This window comes from Reyranella sp. (genome assembly GCF_965229815.1).
Lineage (GTDB): Bacteria > Pseudomonadota > Alphaproteobacteria > Reyranellales > Reyranellaceae > Reyranella.
The window spans coordinates 1,736,086-1,754,488 of the sequence record NZ_CBDDJN010000002.1 but is presented as its reverse complement, the minus strand read 5'-3'; the positions used below and the strand labels follow the sequence as shown (position 1 = coordinate 1,754,488).

Annotated in this window: 17 protein-coding genes; 7 read left to right on the top strand and 10 right to left on the bottom strand. The window is 70.1% G+C overall.

Going from position 1 to position 18,403, the window contains the following annotated elements; translation table 11 throughout:
* Positions 1 to 29: 29 nt before the first annotated feature.
* From ACO073_RS08875 to ACO073_RS08845, 7 genes are all read right to left on the bottom strand, one after another.
* On the bottom strand, positions 30 to 1,289 hold the full coding sequence (locus tag ACO073_RS08875; RefSeq protein ID WP_421996829.1) for an MFS transporter: 1,260 nt from the start codon (positions 1,287 to 1,289) through the stop codon (positions 30 to 32).
* The gene (locus ACO073_RS08870; RefSeq protein WP_421996828.1) at positions 1,286 to 2,431 is read right to left on the bottom strand and encodes a dATP pyrophosphohydrolase; all 1,146 of its coding nucleotides are present in this window, start codon (positions 2,429 to 2,431) and stop codon (positions 1,286 to 1,288) included. The genes ACO073_RS08875 and ACO073_RS08870 overlap by 4 nt, the downstream gene beginning before the upstream one ends.
* A 17-nt stretch (positions 2,432 to 2,448) precedes the next feature.
* Entirely contained in the window at positions 2,449 to 3,384 is a 936-nt protein-coding gene (locus ACO073_RS08865; protein ID WP_421996827.1) for a metallophosphoesterase family protein, read from the bottom strand.
* A 6-nt stretch (positions 3,385 to 3,390) separates the two neighbouring features.
* The gene (gene spt, locus ACO073_RS08860) at positions 3,391 to 4,617 is read right to left on the bottom strand and encodes a serine palmitoyltransferase (protein ID WP_421996826.1); all 1,227 of its coding nucleotides are present in this window, start codon (positions 4,615 to 4,617) and stop codon (positions 3,391 to 3,393) included.
* A gap of 55 nt (positions 4,618 to 4,672) precedes the next feature.
* On the bottom strand, positions 4,673 to 4,969 hold the full coding sequence (locus ACO073_RS08855; protein WP_421996825.1) for an acyl carrier protein: 297 nt from the start codon (positions 4,967 to 4,969) through the stop codon (positions 4,673 to 4,675).
* 117 nt (positions 4,970 to 5,086) lie between these two features.
* Positions 5,087 to 6,010, bottom strand: coding sequence for an NAD-dependent epimerase/dehydratase family protein (locus ACO073_RS08850; protein WP_421996824.1), 924 nt, complete (start codon positions 6,008 to 6,010; stop codon positions 5,087 to 5,089).
* A gap of 185 nt (positions 6,011 to 6,195) precedes the next feature.
* Entirely contained in the window at positions 6,196 to 7,938 is a 1,743-nt protein-coding gene (locus ACO073_RS08845) for a fatty acyl-AMP ligase (RefSeq protein ID WP_421996823.1), read from the bottom strand.
* Positions 7,939 to 8,211: 273 nt separating this feature from the next.
* Between ACO073_RS08845 and ACO073_RS08840 the strand changes: the two genes are divergently transcribed.
* The 3 genes from ACO073_RS08840 to ACO073_RS08830 are packed head-to-tail and all read left to right on the top strand — an operon-like array spanning position 8,212 to position 11,327.
* Positions 8,212 to 9,399 carry an aspartate aminotransferase family protein gene (locus ACO073_RS08840; protein ID WP_421996822.1) on the top strand — a complete coding sequence of 396 codons (1,188 nt, stop codon included), beginning with the start codon at positions 8,212 to 8,214 and terminating at the stop codon, positions 9,397 to 9,399.
* Between the two features lie 3 nt (positions 9,400 to 9,402).
* On the top strand, positions 9,403 to 10,329 hold the full coding sequence (gene argF / locus ACO073_RS08835) for an ornithine carbamoyltransferase (protein ID WP_421996821.1): 927 nt from the start codon (positions 9,403 to 9,405) through the stop codon (positions 10,327 to 10,329).
* Complete coding sequence (locus ACO073_RS08830; RefSeq protein ID WP_421996820.1) at positions 10,317 to 11,327, top strand: Hsp33 family molecular chaperone HslO; 1,011 nt, start codon at positions 10,317 to 10,319, stop codon at positions 11,325 to 11,327. Before argF ends, ACO073_RS08830 begins: the two co-directional genes overlap by 13 nt.
* A 52-nt stretch (positions 11,328 to 11,379) precedes the next feature.
* Here ACO073_RS08830 and ACO073_RS08825 read toward each other — a convergent pair whose 3' ends face one another.
* Positions 11,380 to 11,904: a hypothetical protein gene (locus ACO073_RS08825; protein WP_421996819.1), complete on the bottom strand. Its 525-nt coding sequence runs from the start codon at positions 11,902 to 11,904 to the stop codon at positions 11,380 to 11,382.
* Positions 11,905 to 12,496: 592 nt separating this feature from the next.
* On the opposite strand from ACO073_RS08825, the gene ACO073_RS08820 reads away from it, so the two are divergent.
* Entirely contained in the window at positions 12,497 to 12,838 is a 342-nt protein-coding gene (locus ACO073_RS08820; protein ID WP_421996818.1) for a YnfA family protein, read from the top strand.
* Here ACO073_RS08820 and ACO073_RS08815 read toward each other — a convergent pair.
* Positions 12,835 to 13,601 (bottom strand): IS5 family transposase gene (locus ACO073_RS08815; RefSeq protein WP_421996817.1). Its coding sequence is split into 2 segments (ribosomal slippage): positions 12,835 to 13,277 and positions 13,277 to 13,601, totalling 768 coding nucleotides; the frame shifts between segments, so codons are not numbered across the junction. The genes ACO073_RS08820 and ACO073_RS08815 overlap by 4 nt on opposite strands.
* A gap of 343 nt (positions 13,602 to 13,944) precedes the next feature.
* The gene (locus tag ACO073_RS08810) at positions 13,945 to 14,283 is read right to left on the bottom strand and encodes a hypothetical protein (RefSeq protein ID WP_421996816.1); all 339 of its coding nucleotides are present in this window, start codon (positions 14,281 to 14,283) and stop codon (positions 13,945 to 13,947) included.
* A 685-nt stretch (positions 14,284 to 14,968) separates the two neighbouring features.
* Between ACO073_RS08810 and ACO073_RS08805 the strand changes: the two genes are divergently transcribed.
* From ACO073_RS08805 to ACO073_RS08795, 3 genes are all read left to right on the top strand, one after another.
* Complete coding sequence (locus tag ACO073_RS08805; protein WP_421996815.1) at positions 14,969 to 16,639, top strand: Na+/H+ antiporter; 1,671 nt, start codon at positions 14,969 to 14,971, stop codon at positions 16,637 to 16,639.
* Positions 16,640 to 16,721: 82 nt separating this feature from the next.
* Positions 16,722 to 17,780, top strand: a complete 1,059-nt coding sequence (locus ACO073_RS08800) for a catalase family peroxidase (RefSeq protein ID WP_421996814.1) — start codon at positions 16,722 to 16,724, stop codon at positions 17,778 to 17,780.
* Positions 17,777 to 18,376 carry a cytochrome b gene (locus ACO073_RS08795; protein WP_421996813.1) on the top strand — a complete coding sequence of 200 codons (600 nt, stop codon included), beginning with the start codon at positions 17,777 to 17,779 and terminating at the stop codon, positions 18,374 to 18,376. The genes ACO073_RS08800 and ACO073_RS08795 overlap by 4 nt, the downstream gene beginning before the upstream one ends.
* The last annotated feature ends 27 nt before the right edge of the window (positions 18,377 to 18,403 follow it).

Below are 18,403 nucleotides of genomic sequence, written 5' to 3'. Positions count from 1 at the left end.
ACGTCTCTTGTGGTCACGCCATCACAGGATCAGGCGCGCGGCAGCGACGAGCCGGGCAGACGGATCGACGCCGCCAGCACGGTCGCCGGGACCAGCAGGCCGGCCGAGATGATCAGCGCCGCCTGCGAGCCGAGCAGCGTGGCGATCTTCCCCCACAGCAGCGCGCCCGCGACCATGGCGCCGAAGAACACCATCTGGTGGACCGCCATGCCGCGGGCCCGCATGTAGTTGGGCAGGATCATCTGCACCGCCGCGCCGTTGTTGGCGATGACCGTGATCCAGCAGGCGCCCGTGACGGCGACGCAGGCGCCGACGACAGTCGGTGTGAGATCGAGCGCGGCGATCAGCGTGACGGCCGCGTGGATTCCCATCGCCCAGATGTTGGCGCGGTCGGGGCCGAGCAGGCGGTTGGCGGTCGACATCAGGATGGCGCCGCTGACCGCCCCGGCTCCGAACACGGCGTAGAGGATGCCGAAGGCGAACTCGTCCAGCCCGAGCTCGAACCGGCCGATCACCGGCAGCAGCGTGGCGATGGCGATTCCCGGCAGGAAGAAGCACAGGCCGCGAGCGAAGATGGCCTTGAGATCGCCGTTGGCGCGCACGAAGGCGATGCCCGAGCGGGCCGCCTCGGCGAAGCCCTCGCGGCGCTGGGCGGCATGGGCTTCGGCCGGCCGCCGCCAGCCCGTCATCGCCAGGATGACGCCGACATAGGTCAGCGCGTTGATGGCGAAGAGGAGGAAGACGCCGACCAGCCCGAGCAGGATCTGGCCGACCACCGGGCCCACGGTGCGGGCGAGGTTGAAGCCTGCGCTGTTCAGCGCGATCGCCGGCCGCAGCATCGGTCCCGACACGATCTCGGGCACGATGGCGTGCCAGGCCGGGGCGTTCATGGCGTTGCCGAGCCCCATGCAGAAGCTGAGCGCCAGCAGGCTCCAGTGGTCCAGCCGGCCGAGGAAGGCCAGCACCGCCAGCGTGGCGGCCACGGCCATCATCCAGACCTGGCAGGCGATGATGTAGCGGCGGCGGTCGAAGCGGTCGGCCAGGATGCCGGCCAGGAAGCAGAACAGGAACATGGGCAGCGTGCCCGACGCCGCCAGCAGGGCGACGAAGATCGGCTCGGCCGTCAGGCTGGTCATTTCCCAGGCCGCGCCCGTGGTCTGCATCCAGCCGCCGGTGTTGGACAGGAGGTTGGCGATCCACAGCGCCAGGAAGGCGCGGTTGGCGAGCGGGGCGAAGGCGGAATGCGGCCGCGCCGGCGGCGGCCCGGCGCCGTCGGCCGGGGCGTTCACAAAGCCTTCTCGTAGATCCGGTGCGTCTTGTAGTGCACCCCGCCCACCGAGCGGATGATGTTGTTGGTGGCCTTGTTGTCCTCGAGGATCCAGCCCAGCTCGGCGCTGGTCTTGCCCAGCCGCTTGCCGTTGGCCCGCAGCGTGTCGATCGCCATCATGGCGAGTCCCGCCCCCATCAGCGGATGGTTGCGGAACCGCTTCTTCACCCCCATCAGCGGCACGCGGGTGCTGCCGACGCCGGCGATCTTGAGCCGCCACAGGAGCTTCACCAGGTTGACCGGACCCAGCCGGCCGTTGAACTCGGCGATCGCCTCGTTGAGGTTGGTCAGCGCGACGATGAAGGCCACGGCCTCGTCGTCGACCTCCACGAACACCGCGAGGTCGGGCACGATCACCGGCCCGAAGGCCTTGGAGGCGTGGTCGATCTCGGCCTGGGTGAAGGGCACGAAGCCCCAGTTGTCGCTCCAGGCGTCATTGAAGATGTTGACCAGGGTGCGGACCTCGGCGTCGAACAACTTCATGTCGGCGGAGCGCACCTTGACCCGGCCGGCCATGCCCGCCCGCGCCATCAGCTTGGCGCCGATCGTCTCGGGCGCGTTCTGGACGTCGTAGTCGTAGGAGAAGACGTCCTTCAGCTTGGCGTAGCCGCAGCCCTCGACGCGCGGGCCCGACCAGGGCGGATCGTAGGGCGTCAGCAGGACCGGACGGCTGTCGAAGCCCCAGACCAGCAGCCCGACCTCCTCGTTGATCGACAGGCTGAACGGGCCGGTCGCCCGCTTCATGCCCTTCGATCGCAGCCAGCCCTCGGCCGCCGCGAACAGGGCGGCGAAGATCGCCGGATCGTCCTCGGCCGCCAGGCAGCCGAAGTGGCCGGTGGCGTCCTGGTAGCGCTCGAGAGAGACAGAATCGATCTGAGCTGTGATGCGGCCGACCACGTGGCCGGCGCGGCGGGCGAGGAAGAAGGCGACCTCGACATGGCCGAACAATGGGTTCTTGCCGGGCGTGAAGGCCTCGCGCCGCTCGGTGTCGAGATGGGGGATGTAGCCCTTGTGCCCGGCATAGAGCCGCTTGGGCAGCTCGATGAAGGCCTTGAGGCCGGCCTTGTCCGTGACCGGCGACACCACGATGTCGGCTGCGCTCATGAGGGTCCGGGCCGCCCTCAGGCGGCCAGCGCGGCGAGGCCGCCGCCGCTGTGGAACACGAGATTGCCGTCCGGCTCGCAGCCCGCCCCGTCGGGCCGGAGCGCGCGCAGGGCGACGTCGATGCGCCAGCCCGCGCCGGTGCGGGCGATGCGGATCAGGTGGTAGCGGGCGCGGCCGTAGGGACTGTCCGGCGCGGCCGACGCGGACGTGACGCCGATCACCGGCACCGGCCCGTCGGGACCGGCGATGCGCGCCACCTCGCTGCGATGGTTGTGGCCGTGCAGCACCAGCTCGCAGCCGACCCGGCGGATCATCGCCTGGAAGGCGGCGGCGTCGGTCAGCCGCTTGAAGTGCTTCTCGGTGGTGAGCGGCGGATGGTGGATCAGCACGACCCGGCAGAGCCCCTCGCCGCCGAGCTCGGCCAGCAGCCGCTCGGCGCGCGCGAGCTGGGCCTCGCCCAGCGTGCCGGTCGCGAAGAACGGCGGCTTCGGAACGCCGCTCGACAGGCCGAGGAGGGCGACCCCTTCGCTGCCGGGTCCGCGCCGGCGCACGATCGGGAAGGTGTCGAAGCCCTGCGCCGCCGGCTGGCCGTCGCCCGCCATGTAGGCGCCCCACAGGCCGAGGCTCAGCGGCCAGGCGGTCGCGACATAGACGTCATGGTTGCCGGGCACGACGGTGACGCGGTCGGGCGGCCCCAGCGTCGCAAGCCAGCGCGCCGCCACCTCGAACTCGGTGCCCAGCGAGATGTTCACGAGATCGCCGGTGAGCGCGACATGGTCCGGCGCCTGCCGCGCGATGTCGGCCACGATGGCGGCCAGCGCCTCGGGGACATGCACGCGCACGCGGCTGCGCCACCAGTTGAAGTATCCGGTCGCCCGCTTGCCGACGAGCTCGAGCGGCCGCGCCGGCGGCATCGGCAGATGCGGATCGGACAGGTGCGCGAGGGTGAACATCGCGCCTCAGCGGGCGCCGGCGGCGCGCAGCTGGGGCTCGGTGGGAAGGACGCCGAACTGCCGGGCGATCCCGGTCATGACCTCGACCATGTGCTCGAGCTGCTCGCGCGTGTGCACGGCGCAGAGCGAGCAGCGCAGCAGGGACACGCCGTTGGGCGTGGCCGGCGGCACCGCGACGTTGACGTAGATGCCGGCGTCCAGCATCGCCCGCCAGAAGCCGATGGCCGTGGTGCGGTCGGGCAGGTGCACGCCGACCACCGGGCCGTGCTCGGGACCGAGCGTGAAGCCGCGCGCCTTCAGACCGTCGTAGAGCGTGGCGACATTGTCCCAGAGCTGCGTGCGAAGCTCGGGCCGTGCCTTCACGACCCGCAGCGCCTGGCGCACCGAGGCGACGATCGAGGGCGGCAGCGACGCCGTGAACATGTAGGAGCGGACGGTGACGCGCAGGATGTCGAAGTCGGGATCGTCCGAGACGCAGTAGCCGCCGATGGCGCCCAGCGTCTTGGAGAAGGTGCCGACGATGAAGTGGCAGTCGTCGAGCACGCCCGCCTTCTCGCAGAGGCCGCGGCCGTGATCGCCCAAGGCGCCCAGCGAATGGGCCTCGTCGATCAGCACGTAGGCGCCGTACTTCTTGCAGACGTCGATGAACTCGACGAGCGGCGCGCTGTCGCCCAGCATCGAGTAGATGCCCTCGAGCACGACGATGCGGTTGCCCGGCCGATCACCAAGGCGGCGCAGGCGCGCCTCCAGGCTCGACGGGTCGTTGTGCTTGAAGCGCACGACCTCGGCCTGGGTCATCTTGCAGGCGTCGTAGATCGAGGCGTGGCTGTCGGCGTCGATCAGCAGGAAGTCGCCCTCGCCGCCCAGCGTGGCGATCACCCCGAGATTGGCCTGGTAGCCGGTGGTGAACACCATGCAGTGCTTCTTGCCGTAGAACTCGGCGATCTCCTTCTCGAGCGCGACGTGCTCGCTGTAGGAGCCGTTGGCGATGCGCGAGCCGGTCGTGCCGGTGCCCTCGGCGCGAATCGCCTCGATCGCCGCTTCCATGCAGGACGGGTCGAAGGTCAGGCCGAAATAATTGTTCGTCCCGACCAGCAGCGTCTTGCGGCCGTTGATGATCGCCTCGGTCGGCGACAGGACCCGCTCCATGCGGATCTGGAACGGGTCGTAGCCGGTGGTCCGGACGTCGCGGTAGGCCTCGAGCAGGCCGGCGTGTCGGTCGAACAAGCCCATGTGACGAGCTCCCCTACCCGCGTCCGATTTTCAATGACGGTGTCCCGGCGGCCGCCTAGCCGCGGGCGCCGAGCTCCCGGATCGTGTCGGCGAGCTGGTCGACCGTGTGGATCTCGGCGATGACGCCCATGGGAATGGAAACGTCGAAGCGATCCTCGAGCTCCATGACCATGTCCATGATCGCGAGCGAATCGATGGTCAGGTCCTTGGCAATCACCGTGCCGCCCGTGATCGGTCTTTCGCCGACCCGGTAGGGTTCGAGATGGACACAGATTTCCCGAATCACCTCCGCCCGCGAGAAGATCTGCGGGGCGGCGAGGGTGTCGAGGATGCCGCCGTTTTCGACGGTCATTTCGTGGGCGGTGCGCAAAACGCGTCTCTCCAAAGTCTCGGGGTAAGACAACGTCCTTCTGACAGAAACGGTGATTCCTTGTGAAATGACAAATTGTTACGCAGTGTTTCACAACCTCTAGAGCCACCGCTGCCGCCGGTACCACAAGATCGTCTCGCGGAATCCGGCCTCCAGGTCGTAACGCGCCCGCCAGCCGATCGCTGCCGCCAGCCGCCGGTCGTGGGCCGTCCAGTCGGGATGGAAGATCTCGCGCACCTTCCCCGGGGTCAGGATGCGGACCGGCCCGCCCAGGGTCTGCAAAAGTCCATTGGCGCCGGCGACCGCCGCCATGACGGCCCGCGGGACCGCCAAGCGAAAAGGCTCGCGCCCCAATGCCCGGCCGGCGGCGGCGGCCATGTCGCCGTAGCCGTAGGCCCCCGGGTGGCCGTCGTCGATCTCGTAGCCCCCGGGCGGCGGCGGGGCCGCGACCGTCCGGGCCAGTGCCTCGGCCAGGTCGGCCACGTGGATCAGCGACAGGCGCGCCTCCGCGACCCGGGGTTCGGGGGCGAGACCCCGGGCGACCGCCTTGAAATAGGCCAGGGTCTCGCGGTCGCCCGGCCCGTAGACCGCGGGCGCGCGCACGGCCAGCCAGCGGCCCGGCCGGCTGGCCACGGCCGCCTCGGCCGCCTGCTTGCTGGCGGCATAGGCCGAGAGGGACGGCTCGCGGGCGGCCAGCGACGACAGGAGGAGGAAGGTGGCGTCGGGCGCCAGCGCCGACAGAAGCGCCGTGCCGTCGCGGTTGACCGCCATGAAGTCGGCCGGCCGGCGCGCCTTGATCAGGCCGGCGGCATGGATGACGGCATCGGCGCCGTCGACCAGCGCGGCCAGTGCCCGCCGGTCGCCCAGGTCGCCCAGGACCAGCTCGGCATCGACCCCGTCCAGCGACGGCAGCGGCGACCAGCGCCGCACCAGCAGGCGCAGCCGGAAGCCGCGCCGCCCCAGCGCCGCCACCAGGTGCGGCCCGACGAAGCCGGTCGCGCCGGTGACCGCGACGAGGGTCATGGCCGCGATACTCCCCCTCCCCGTCGCCGATCCGGCGAGGGGGAGGTGCCCGCGTGAGCGCCTTCACAGGCGCGGCAGCGGGCGGAGGGGTCATGGGCAACCATAATGGCGCTCATGACCCCTCCGCCGCCGCTGCCGGCGGCACCTCCCCATCGCGGAATCCGCGACGGGGAGGAGAAGAGAAATCACGCCGCCGCCGTCTTCGGGGCATAGAGGCCGGCCAGGTAGTTGGCCTTGGCGCGCGAGCGCGAGAGCTTGCCCGAGGAGGTGGTCGGCAGGCCCATCGACGGCGGCACCAGGACGACGTCGCAGTCGACGGCGACGCTTTCGCGCACGACGCCGGCAACGTCGCGGGCCAGCGCCTCGCGCGCCGTGTCGCCCGACACGCGCGCCAGCACCGCCACCACGACGCGCTCGCCCTCGCCGGTATCGACCGAGAAGGCCGCGGAATCGCCGCCCTTGACGACGCGGCGCGCCTCGATGGCCCATTCGATGTCCTGCGGCCAGACATTGCGGCCGTTGACGATGATGAGGTCCTTGGCGCGGCCGGTGACGACGATCTCGCCCGCCAGCGTGTAGCCGAGGTCGCCGGTGTCGAGCCAGCCGTCGGCCGACAGGACCTCGGCGCTGGCCTCGGGCGCGCCGAAGTAGCCCGGCATGATGCTGGGCCCCTGCACGAAGATGCGGCCCACCGCGCGGTCGGCCAGCACCGCGCCGTCGGCGCCGCGGACCTCGAGCCGATGGCCGGGCAGCACGCGGCCGCACAGCACGAAGCGGCGGGCACGCTGCTCGTCGGCGGCGTCGCCGGCCGGCACGGCGCGCTGCTCCTGCGCCAGCGCGGTGCGGTCGACCGTGTCGGTGCGCACGCCGGTGCCGTGCGGGCTGAAGGTGATGGCGAGGCAGACCTCGGCCATGCCGTAGCTCGGGATGAAGGCGCCGCGGTCGAAGCCCGCGCCGGCGAAGGTCTCGGCGAAGCGCTGGAGCACGTCGGGCCGGATCATGTCGCCGCCGATGCCGGCATGGCGCCAGCTCGACAGGTCGAGATCGTCCGGCGCCTGCCTGGCGCCGCGGCGGACCGCGAGGTCGTAGCCGAAGCTCGGGCTGTAGGCGATGCTGCCGCGATTTTGCGAGATGATGTTCAGCCACTGCGCCGGCCGCCGGGCGAAGTCGCGCGGCGTCAGATAGTCGATCGAAAGCTGGCAGCTGAGCGGCGCCATCAGGAAGCCGATCAGTCCCATGTCGTGATAGAGCGGCAGCCAGCTCACGGCGCGGTCGCCGGCCACGACGTCGAGTCCTGCCGGTCCGGTGATGCCCGCGAGATTGGCCATCAGCGCCGCCTGGGTGATCTGCACGCCGTGCGGATGGCGCGTGCTGCCCGAGGAGAACTGGATGTAGCAGAGCTCGTCGGGGCCGAGCGGCCGCAGCTCCACGGCCGCATCGGGCAACGCCTCGATGACGTCCATGCCGCCGGCCAGCCGCACCGCCGGCAGGTCGCGCGCCGCCTCGAGCAGGAAGTCGCGCAGCTCGTCGATGGCGATCGCGGCCACCGCGCCCGAGGCGCTGAGCTGGCGGCGAAGCTGCTCGACATAGGCGTCCTTGCCGCCGATGCCGGCGGGCACCGAGACCGGCACCGGCAGCAGGCCGGCATGCTGGGCGCCGAAGAACAGGTCGAAGAAGCCCGGCCAGGTATCGGCCGTCACCAGGATGCGCTCGCCGCGCTGGAAGCCGGCGCCGATCAGCCGACGCGCCACCGCCTGCGCGCGCGTCTCGACGTCGCGCCATGCGAGGGTCGAGAGAATCTCGCCCCTGACACTATAAAAGGTAACACCGGTGTCGCCGCGCGCGGCGTAGCCGAGCATCTCCGGCACCGATCGGAAATCGGCGCGCCTGAGAGCCAGCGTGGCGTTGCGGGTCGGCGTGGCGGTCATCGGAAGGCGGGTCTCCTATCTCATGTTCCTCTCCCCCGCTAGGGGGAGAGGCAAGGTGAGGGGGGCGACAACGGAGCAGGCCCCCTCACCCAACCTCTCCCCCTGACGGGGGAGAGGAGCATGAGCGAGAGCGAGCAGATGGGCCACGTTGACACACCCGGACGCGGATAAGATAGTGCCCGACCCTGCTCGACCCGGTCTGTCCGTTCCGGCGCCGCGGTCCCGAAGCAGGGTGTTTTCTTTTGCAGGAGGTTCCCCGTGATTACGGCTGTGATGCCGACGTACGGTCGCAAGGACGTCGTGTTCGAACGCGGAGAGGGCAACTATCTCTACGCGACGGACGGCCGACGTTTTCTCGACTTCACGTCCGGCATCGCCGTGAACGCGCTGGGCCACTGCCATCCCGCCCTGGTCAAGGCGCTGACCGAGCAGGGCCAGAAGCTCTGGCACACGTCGAACCTCTACCGGATCGGCAACGGCGAGAAGCTGGCGACGCGGCTCACCGAGCTCACCTTCGCCGACACGATGTTCTTCTGCAATTCCGGCGCGGAGGCGATCGAGGGCGGCATCAAGCTGATCCGCAAGTACCAGTACGTGAACGGCAAGCCCAAGCGCTACAAGATCATCTGCTTCCAGGCGGCCTTCCACGGCCGGCTGCTGAACGCGCTGGCGGCGACCGGCAACGAGAAGTACCTGGAGGGCTTCGGCCCGCCGGCGGCGGGTTACCGCCACGCGCCGCTGAACAACGCCAACGTCGTGCGCGACATGGTCGACGACGAGACGGCCGGCATCCTGGTCGAGCCGATCCAGGGCGAGGGCGGCGTGCGCGAGACCACGACCGACTTCCTGAAGGCGCTGCGCGCGATCTGCGACGAGTTCGGCCTGCTGCTGTTCTACGACGAGATCCACACCGGCTTCGGCCGCACCGGCAAGCTCTTCGCCTACGAATGGTCGGGCGTGGCGCCCGACGTCATGGCGGTGGCCAAGGGCATGGGCGGCGGCTTCCCGATCGGCGCCTTCATGGCGACCGAGAAGGCGGCCGTCGGCATGGTGCCGGGCACGCACGGCTCGACCTACGGCGGCAATCCGCTCGCCACCGGCGTGGCCAATGCGGTGCTCGACGAGATCACGAAGCCGGGCTTCCTCGACGGCGTCCACCAGCGCGGCGAGTATCTCAAGGGACAGCTCCAGGCGCTGGTGAAGAAGCATCCCAAGGTCTTCGCCGAGGCGCGCGGCACCGGCTTCCTGCAGGGGCTGCGCTGCGTCGTGCCGGCCGGCGACATGGTCGACCGGCTGATGTCGTTCGGCATGCTCGTGCCGATCGCCGGGGAAAACGTGATCCGCGTCTTCCCGGCGCTGATCGCCGACAAGGCCGCCCTCGACGAGGGCGTGTCGATCCTCGAGAAGGCGGCGCAGTCGTTCGAGGCCGAGGCTCAGGGTGCCACCAAGGCCGCCGAGTAGGCCATGGCGGTTCCCAAGCATTTCCTCGACCTCGACCAGGTCGATCCGCAAACGCTTCGCCAGATCCTGGATCACGGCAAGGCGATGAAGAAGGCGCGGGCGAACGGCGGGCACGACAAGCCGCTCGCCGGCAAGACGCTCGCGATGATCTTCGAGAAGCCCTCGACCCGCACCCGCGTGTCGTTCGAGGTCGGCATGCGCGAGCTCGGCGGCCAGACGATCATGCTCGGCCGCACCGACACCCAGCTCGGCCGCGGCGAGACGATCGCCGACACCGCGCGCGTGCTCAGCCGCTACGTCGACATCATCATGATGCGCACGACGGTCGAGGAGAAGCTCCTCGAGATGGCGAAGTACGCGACGGTGCCGGTCATCAACGGCCTGACCGACAAGACCCATCCCTGCCAGCTCATGGCCGACGTGATGACCTACGAGGAGCATCGCGGTCCCATCCGGGGCAAGTCGATCGCCTGGTCGGGCGACGGCAACAACATGGCGACGAGCTGGATCCATGCCGCCGTGCAGTTCGACTTCGAACTGCGCGTCGCCTGCCCGCCCGAGCTCAAGCCACCGGCCGACGTGGTCGACTGGGCGTCGAAGTCGCAGGGTCGCATCACGATCGGCCACGATCCCGAATCGATCGTGAAGGGCGCCGACTGCGTCGTCACCGACACCTGGGTGTCGATGGGCGACGAGGACCCGCACAGCCCGAGCGCCGCGCGCCGCCACAACCTCCTGCGCGGGTACCAGGTCGATGACCGGCTGATGAAGCAGGCCAAGCCCGACGCCATCTTCATGCATTGCCTGCCCGCCCATCGCGGCGAGGAGGTGACGACCGACGTCATCGACGGGCCGCAGTCGGTCGTGTTCGACGAGGCGGAGAACCGCCTGCACGCGCAGAAGAGCATCCTGGCCTGGTGCCTTTCCTGATGGGATCGTCGGAAGGCTTCCGCTCTTCCGACGCCGACAAGCCGGAAGGGGACCAGGCGCTGCCGTTCCAGCTCGACGCGCTGGGCGTGCGCGGGCGTCTGGTGCGGCTCGGCCGCTCGCTCGACGCGGTGATCGAGCGCCACGGCTATCCGCTGGCCGTGGCGCGGCCGCTCGCGGAGGCGATGACGCTGTGCACGGCGCTCGCCACCTCGCTCAAGTACGACGGCATCTTCACCCTGCAGATCTCGGGCGACGGGCCGGTCCGCCTCCTCGTCACCGACCTCACCAGCGACGGCGCCCTGCGCGGCTACGCCCAGTTCGATTCCTGGAAGCTGGCGGTGGCGCTGGGCGAGGGCGGCGACAAGCCGCTGCATGCGGGCGAGGCGCCGGACGCCTACGTGCCGCGCCTGTTCGGCCGCGGGCGGCTCTCCTTCACCGTCGACCAGGGCCAGCACACCGAGCGCTACCAGGGCGTCGTGCCGCTCGAGGGCGCGACCCTGGCCGACTGCGCCCATACCTATTTCCGCCAGTCCGAGCAGCTGCCGACCGGCATCAAGATCGCCGCGCAGCACACGGTCGACGCCGACGGCGCCGGCCACTGGCGGGCCGCCGCGCTGATGGTGCAGCAGATGCCGGAGTTCGACGCCGGCCGCCTCGACATCGACCAGGAGCAGCGCGAGGACGACTGGCGCAAGGCGGTGATCCTGATGGCCTCGGCGACCGAGGCCGAGATGCTCGATCCCGGCCTGCCGGGCGAGGTCCTCCTGCACCGGCTGTTCCATGCCGAGCAGCCGCGCCGCTTCGCGCCCCGCCCCTTCGCCGCGCGCTGCCGCTGCAGCCGCGAGCGCATCGACCGCGTGCTGCGCGCGATCCGCCGCGAGGAGCTGGACGACATGCGCGACCCGTCGGGCCGCGTCGCGGTGAAGTGCGAGTTCTGCTCGACCGAGTACGCCTACGACGACGGCGACCTCGACCGGATCTACGCCAGCGCGGCGTAGGCCGGCGACGCCCGATACGGCGCGCATCGACGGATGCGCGAGCGCCCGCCTCTCAATCGCCGGCACTTGCCCCGACAGCGCCCTCGCCGCCGCGGCGCGCCCTCTCGCTTGCCGCCTCGAGCCGCGCGATGTCGTCATCGGCGAACGCCGCGGGGTCGTCGACCGCCCTGCCCTTCGCCAGCTGGCTGGATTCACTCCAGGAGCTGCGCTGACGGTGACGCAGCCAGAAGATGCAGGCCGCCACGCTGGGCGGATAGTAGACCGTGGTCGTGACCGTCTTCGCGTCACCCGCGATCACGGACCGCTCCACTGGCCGCTCCACTGGCCGCTCCACTGGCCGCTCGAATCCAACGGCGCGGTCGTAGAGCGCGCGCGCCACCCGCGCGTCGGCCACGACGCGACCGCGCCGCACCGCGTCGCCGAATTCGGCATGGCGCGCGATCCAGTTGTCGATGGTGCTGGGCGATACGCCGAAGAATTCCGCCAGATCGTCGTTGGTCGCACCCAGCAGGCAGTAGTTGTGCGCCGGCTCGCAGAGCTCGGGGTCGTAGAGGGTGGGGCGGCCTTGGGCGGTCATGACCGGAATATAACTTGGGTAATAGTTCATTTCAAGGGATGTGCTCAGACGCCAGAGGCAGGGTCATTTTATTGCGACTTTTTGGGCTCCGGGAACGGCCAAGGCTAGAGCGTGACGGGCCCCGAATCGCAACATGTTGATGACTGCAGTGCAGTCACGCCCGTCGCAGAGACCGGGATGCGAGGTCTCGATGGTCGACCGAAGGGTCGCCACTCTGTCGGCAAAAGACGGAGATTCCATGGGATCGAAGCTGCAACGGCCTCGGATAGGGTCACGCGCCGCCTGCTCGACAATCTCTATCGGTTCCTTCAATGAATCCGAGGCAGCGGAGCCTCAGATGGTTCCCCTCTTAACATTTTGTTAAGGCCATACTTGCCTCTTCAATGAGGCCGAGGCAGCGAAGCCTCGGATGCGGATCAGCGTTGGGAGATTCATGAACTTCACACGTGCGACTTCGATGTGGACCAAGCCGGCAGCTACGCTCTGAGCTAGATCGAGATCGCCGCCCAACAGGGCCGCGATCCCTCCACCCGCCCTCCCCACCGTCTGATAGGGTCGAGAGCGAATCGCCCTTCGCCCTGGAGTCCATCGCATGAATCTGTCACTTGCCGCCTTCGTCGGCGCCGCGGTCGCGGAGATTGCCGGATGCTTCACGTTCTGGGCGTGGCTGCGGATGGGCAAGTCGGCCTGGTGGCTGGCGCCGGGCATGGTGTCCCTGGCCCTGTTCGCCTGGTTCCTCACCCTGGTCGACGTTGCGCACGCCGGCCGCAGCTACGCGGCCTATGGCGGCATCTATATCGTCGCCGCCCTGATCTGGCTGTGGCTGGCGGAGGGCGTGCGGCCCGATCGCTGGGACATGATCGGGGCAGCCCTTTGCCTCGCGGGCACCGCCGTCATTCTCCTTGGCCCTCGGTCACCGGCCGCCTCGGGCTAGGTCGTGGACTCATAAGTTCGAAGCCATAGTCTGGTGGAAGCGAGCAGGACGGCGGCAAGATAGTTTCGGGCGAGCTTGTCGAACCGTGTCGCGACGCGCCTGAAGTGCTTGAGCCTGTTGAAGAAGCGCTCGACGAGATTGCGCTGGCGATGGATCGCCGGATCGACCGTCCGGCGGACCAGCCTGCGGCTGAGGCTGGGAATGTGGGCACGTGCTCCGGCCTGATGGATGAAGTCGAGAACGGCATTGCTGTCGTAGCCCCGATCAGCGACGACATCGCAGCCTGGCGGCAGATCGCTCAAGAGCGCTGGAACCGCGGTTTGATCGTGGGTTTGCCCGGCGGTGAGAGCGATTCGGATGGGCAGACCGTCACGGTCCACCACGGCGTGGATTTTGGTGCTCAGTCCTCCACGAGACAGACCGATGGCGTGATCCGGACCCCCTTTTTACCCCCGGCGGCGTGCTGATGAGCTCGGATGATCGAGCTGTCGATGAGTTGCAAGGACTGCGGTGAATGCTGGGCCAAGGCCTCAAACACCTTCAGCCAGACGCCGGCCTTGGCCCAGCGGTTGAAGCGGTTGTAGCAAGTCGTATAGGGCCCATAGCGATCCGGCAGGTCGCGCCACGGAGAGCCCGTCCGCAGCGTGTAGAAGATCCCGTTCAAGACCCGCCGGTCGTCCTTGCGCGCCACTCCCCGCGGCTTATTCGGCAGCAGTGGCGAGATCACTGTCCACTCTCTCTCGCTCAGGTCAAACCGTGCCATGAACAAGCTCCCGACCGTTTGGATGCTTGAATCACAGCTACGACCTCAGGGGAATCCCTTTATGAGTACAGAACCTAGCCCGGGGCCCGAGGACCCGCGTCCCGCCGCGCGATCCGCCGCGAGGAGCTCGACGACATGTGCGACCCGTCGGGCCGCGTCGCCGTGAAGTGCGAGTTCTGCCCGGCCGAATACGCCTCCGACGACGGCGACCTCGACCGCATCTACGCCAGCGCGGCCTGAGGCCGGGCAGCCGATCCCACCGCCCGACGCCCGGGGCCACGCGACGTCGTCGGCCGGATGCCTCGTGTCCCGCGACCGTGCGATGCCCGTCCGATGGGCCGGATCAGCGATCGCCGAGCGGCAGCAGGACCGCGAGCATGGCGAACACCGGACCGAGAAGACCCGCCTCGATGCGCTGCCGGAGCACGTACACGTAGAGGTAGGCGACGGCGACGCCGGCGAGCACGGTCGCGACGCCGAACGCCCATCCCAGCGACGACGCGGAGACGACGCCGAACAGCATGAGCGCGAGGCCGACAATGCCCGGCAGGTGCGACTGGAGGCCGAATCTCGCGCCGAGCCATCGTTGCTGCGCGGCGAAGAACCGATGCGAGAGGAGGGCCATTCCGCAGGCGAAGGTGGCGATGTGGAGAGCCAGCAGGACCATGTCGTCGAAGGTCATGGGATGATTCCGGGAATCGGGTGGGAGGGAACCGGGGACGCGCGAGCGGGCCCGGCCACGATTCAGCTGGCCGTGCGACCGGTCGCGTCGGGCCGGGTTCGATGTCGGCGGCCGAGCCCCGTCATGCGGTCGAATCCCTTGCGGAGGAGATCGCGGCAATCGCGTCCCAGCCGTCGGATCCCTCCGCGCGCGAGACCGGGGCGGGCGTCGCCGACGCAATCGCCACGCAACGCCTGCGGCGTTTCCGTCGCCGGCCTGGTTCGCCGGAATACCGGCGCAGGCAGATGGACCATGCTTCCTTCTCCGCTCGAGCGACGATCCCGCCTCGCTTCGTCCCTGTTCGCCGAGGCCGAAGCCGGGCGCGAACGCTGCGATGGCGGGCTGCCCACTGCTCCACCCGAGCCGGGAGGAGGCCGCCGCCAGGACGCGCGTGGCGCGTCCGATCAAACGTGGCGTGAGAAGCCCGTGACCGTACCGCCGAACCGGCGGCGGATGAAGTCGAAAGTGGCGGTCCGCCTCCGGCGGCTCTCCGGCAGGGCCGACGGGAGCGCGATCTTGCGGGACGTCGCATCGGCTGCCGGCGGGCGTGACCGGCGGTTGCCCGTTGCGGCTGGTTGCGCCTGAATCACAATGACCGTATCGACAGGCAGGGCTCCGGCGGGTCCGGGCGCGCAAGGAGGAAGGGTTGGCTCCGCTCGAGGTCGTGCTGATCCTCCTGACGGCCGTCGTGCTGAGCGGCGTCACCGCCCGCAGCCTGCCGCTGCCCATCCCGCTGCCGCTGGTGCAGATCGCGTTCGGCGCCTTCATCGCCGCGGTCGCCGACCTCGGCGTCCAGCTCGACCCGCAGCTCTTCTTCGTGCTCTTCCTGCCGCCGCTCCTGTTCTACGACGCCTGGCGCCTCCCGAAGGCGGCGCTGCTGCGCGACAAGGGCACGATCGCGGCGCTGGCGCTGGGCCTCGTCGTGTTCACCGTGCTCGGCCTCGGCTTCCTGATCCACTGGATGATCCCGCAGGTGCCGCTGGCAGTGGCCTTCGCCCTGGCCGCCGTCATCTCGCCGACCGATCCCGTGGCGGTGCAGGCGATCGCCGCCCGGACCCGCGTGCCGCCGCGCTTCCTGCGCATCCTCGAGGGCGAGGCGCTGCTGAACGACGCGTCCGGGCTGGTCTGCATGCGGTTCGCGCTGGCGGCCCTGCTGACCGGCACCTTCTCGCTGCCCGACGCCTTCGTCACCTTCCTCTGGGTCGCCGCCGGCGGCCTGGCGATCGGCGCCGCCGTGACGCTGACGGCCGGCTTCGCCAAGGACTGGGTGTCGCGGCGCTACGGCGAGGATACCGGGGCGCAGATCCTGATCAGCCTGCTGATCCCCTTCGCCGCCTACCGGCTGGCCGAGATGGCCGCGTGCTCGGGAATCCTGGCCGCGGTCGCGGCGGGCATCGCGATGAGCCTGCTCGAGCAGCGCGGCGGCATCCTCGCGGTGACGCGCGTGCGGCGCAGCGCCGTCTGGGAGACCGTCCAGTTCGGCGCCAGCGGCATCATCTTCATCCTGCTGGGCGAGCAGCTGCCGCGCATCGCCTCGGGCGCGGCCAGGGTCGTGCGCGAGACCGGACACGACGAGATCGCCTGGCTCGCCGTCTACGTCGTGGCGATCAACGTCGCCGTGATGGCGCTGCGCTTCGTCTGGGTCGCCGCCCTGCTGAAGCTCGCCCTGCGCCGCCCGGGAATGGGCGCGGGCACGGGTACGGGCATGGGCACGGGCACGGGCGACCGCACCGTGCCGGGCTGGCGGCCGATCGCGGCGATGAGCGTGGCCGGCGCGCGCGGCACGGTCACGCTGGCCGGCGTCCTGGCCCTGCCCTTCTTCCTGGCCGACGGCCGGCCCTTTCCCGCGCGCGACCTCGCGATCTTCCTGGCGGCCGGCGTGATCATCGCCTCCCTGGTGGCCGCCTTCCTGCTGCTGCCCCGGCTGCTGCGCCGCATGCCGTTCCCGCCCGAGCCGGGCGAGGAGGAAGCGGAGGACGAGGCCCGCCTCGCCGCCAGCCATGCCGCACTGGCGGCGATCCGCCGCCTCCAGCACGACGCGGCGAACCACGCGCGGGATGCCGACCCCTATGCCGATGCCGCCGAGCGCGTGGCGGGCATCTATCGCCAGCGGATCGAATCGCTGTCGCGCAAGGGTCCCGAGCGCGACCTCGGCCGCAAGATCCGGGGCTTCGAGGCGACGCTGCGGCTCGCCGCGACGCAGGCCGAGCGCCAGCAGATCTACCGGCTCGTGCGGATGGGCCGGCTGTCGGAGGAGACGGGAAGACGGCTGGTCCGCGAGGTCGACCTGGTGGAGACACGGCTCAAGGGATCGTGAGGCGCGGGGCGCGTGCGAACCGGAAAGGACGCGCCCATACTCGAAAGAGTCACGGCAGCACCCGACAGTAGAGTACCGGACCATGCTTCAGCCGCCGCCCCGATCCCCCCTTCCGGCCCTGGTCGCGATCGCCGCCAGCGTCGCCCTCGCCGCCGGCGCGTTCGCCTGGACCGCCGGATGGTTCTCGCCGGAGCGGCTGACGCCGACGCGGCTGGTCAACTCGCTGGCTCCCGCCGGCGGGCCCGCGCTCGGCCACCGGCGCAACCACGCCAAGGGCATCTGCTTCACCGGCACCTTCCGGTCGAGCGGCGACGGCGCGGCGCTGTCGACGGCGCAGGTGTTCCGCGCCGGCACCTATCCGGCGCTCGGCCGCTTCAACCTCGGCACGCCGGACCCCAACGCCCCGGATGCGACGGTGCGCGTGCGCGGCCTCGGCCTGCAGATCACGACGCCCGACGGCGCGGTCTGGCGCAGCGCCATGATCGATCCGCCGATCTTCGCCGTCTCGACGCCGCAGGGCTTCTACGACCTGCAGCGGGCGGCGCATGCCAAGGACCCGCAGGCGATGAAGGACTTCGTCGCGGCCCATCCGGAGTTCGTCCCCTTCGCCCAGTGGGCCGGCACGGCGCCCTGGACCTCGAGCTATGCCGAGGACCGGTTCAACGGCCTGAACGCCTTCCTGTTCACGGACGCGTCGGGGACGCAGCACGCGGTGCGCTGGTCGCTGATCCCGGAGGCCACGCCGGTGCCGATCACGCCGCAGGACCTCGCCAGGCTCGGTCCCAACCATCTCGAGCAGGAGATCGCGAGTCGCGTCGCGGCGGCGCCGCAGCGCTGGACGCTGGTGCTGACGGTCGCGGGCCCGGGCGACATCACCGCCGATCCGACCAAGGCGTGGCCCGCCGACCGGCGCACCGTCACGGCCGGCACGCTGGTGGTCGAGAAGATCGAGGCCGAGGCCGACGGGCCGTGTCGCGAGATCAACTTCGATCCCACGATCCTGCCGCGCGGCATGAGCGTGTCCGACGATCCCTTCCCGGCGGCCCGTTCGGCGGCCTATGCCAGGTCCTACGACCTGCGCACCGCCGAATACGAGGACTATCCGCGCACGCCGAAGGCGCCGCCGGGAGGCAAGCCATGAGGCCGGAAGCGGGCGGACCGCGCTTCACGGGACCGCGCTTCACGGCTCTGCGCTTCACGGGCCTGCAGCGGCTGCTGCACTGGCTGATGGCGATCTGCGTCCTGGCGATGCTGTTCATCGGCATCTTCATGGTCTCGACGGTGCGGCCGGACTACGTGCCGCTGGTCGCCCTCCACAAGACGCTGGGCGTCACCATCTTCTTCCTGGTGCTGATCCGCATCGTCGTGCGCTCGATCTCCGGCACGCCGCCGCTGCCCGCCGACCTGCCGCCGATGATGCGGCTGGGCGCCCACCTGTCGCACTACGCGCTCTATGCGCTGATGATCGCGATGCCGCTGATCGGCTACGCCATGCTGTCGACGGCCGCCTATCCCGTCGTGCTGTGGGGCAACATCCGCCTGCCGGCGCTGCTGCCGCAGAGCGACCAGCTGCACACGCTGCTGTGGGCGGCGCATCGCTGGCTGGCGCTCGCCTTCTTCGCGCTGATCCTGCTGCACTTCGCGGCGGCGCTGTTCCATGCGCTGGTGCGGCGCGACGGCGTGTTCCAGAGCATGGCCTCGTTCGGCCGGCGGCGGCCGGCCGCGCCGGCGGAGTAGCGACCTCGCGTTGCCCCCCTCACCCAA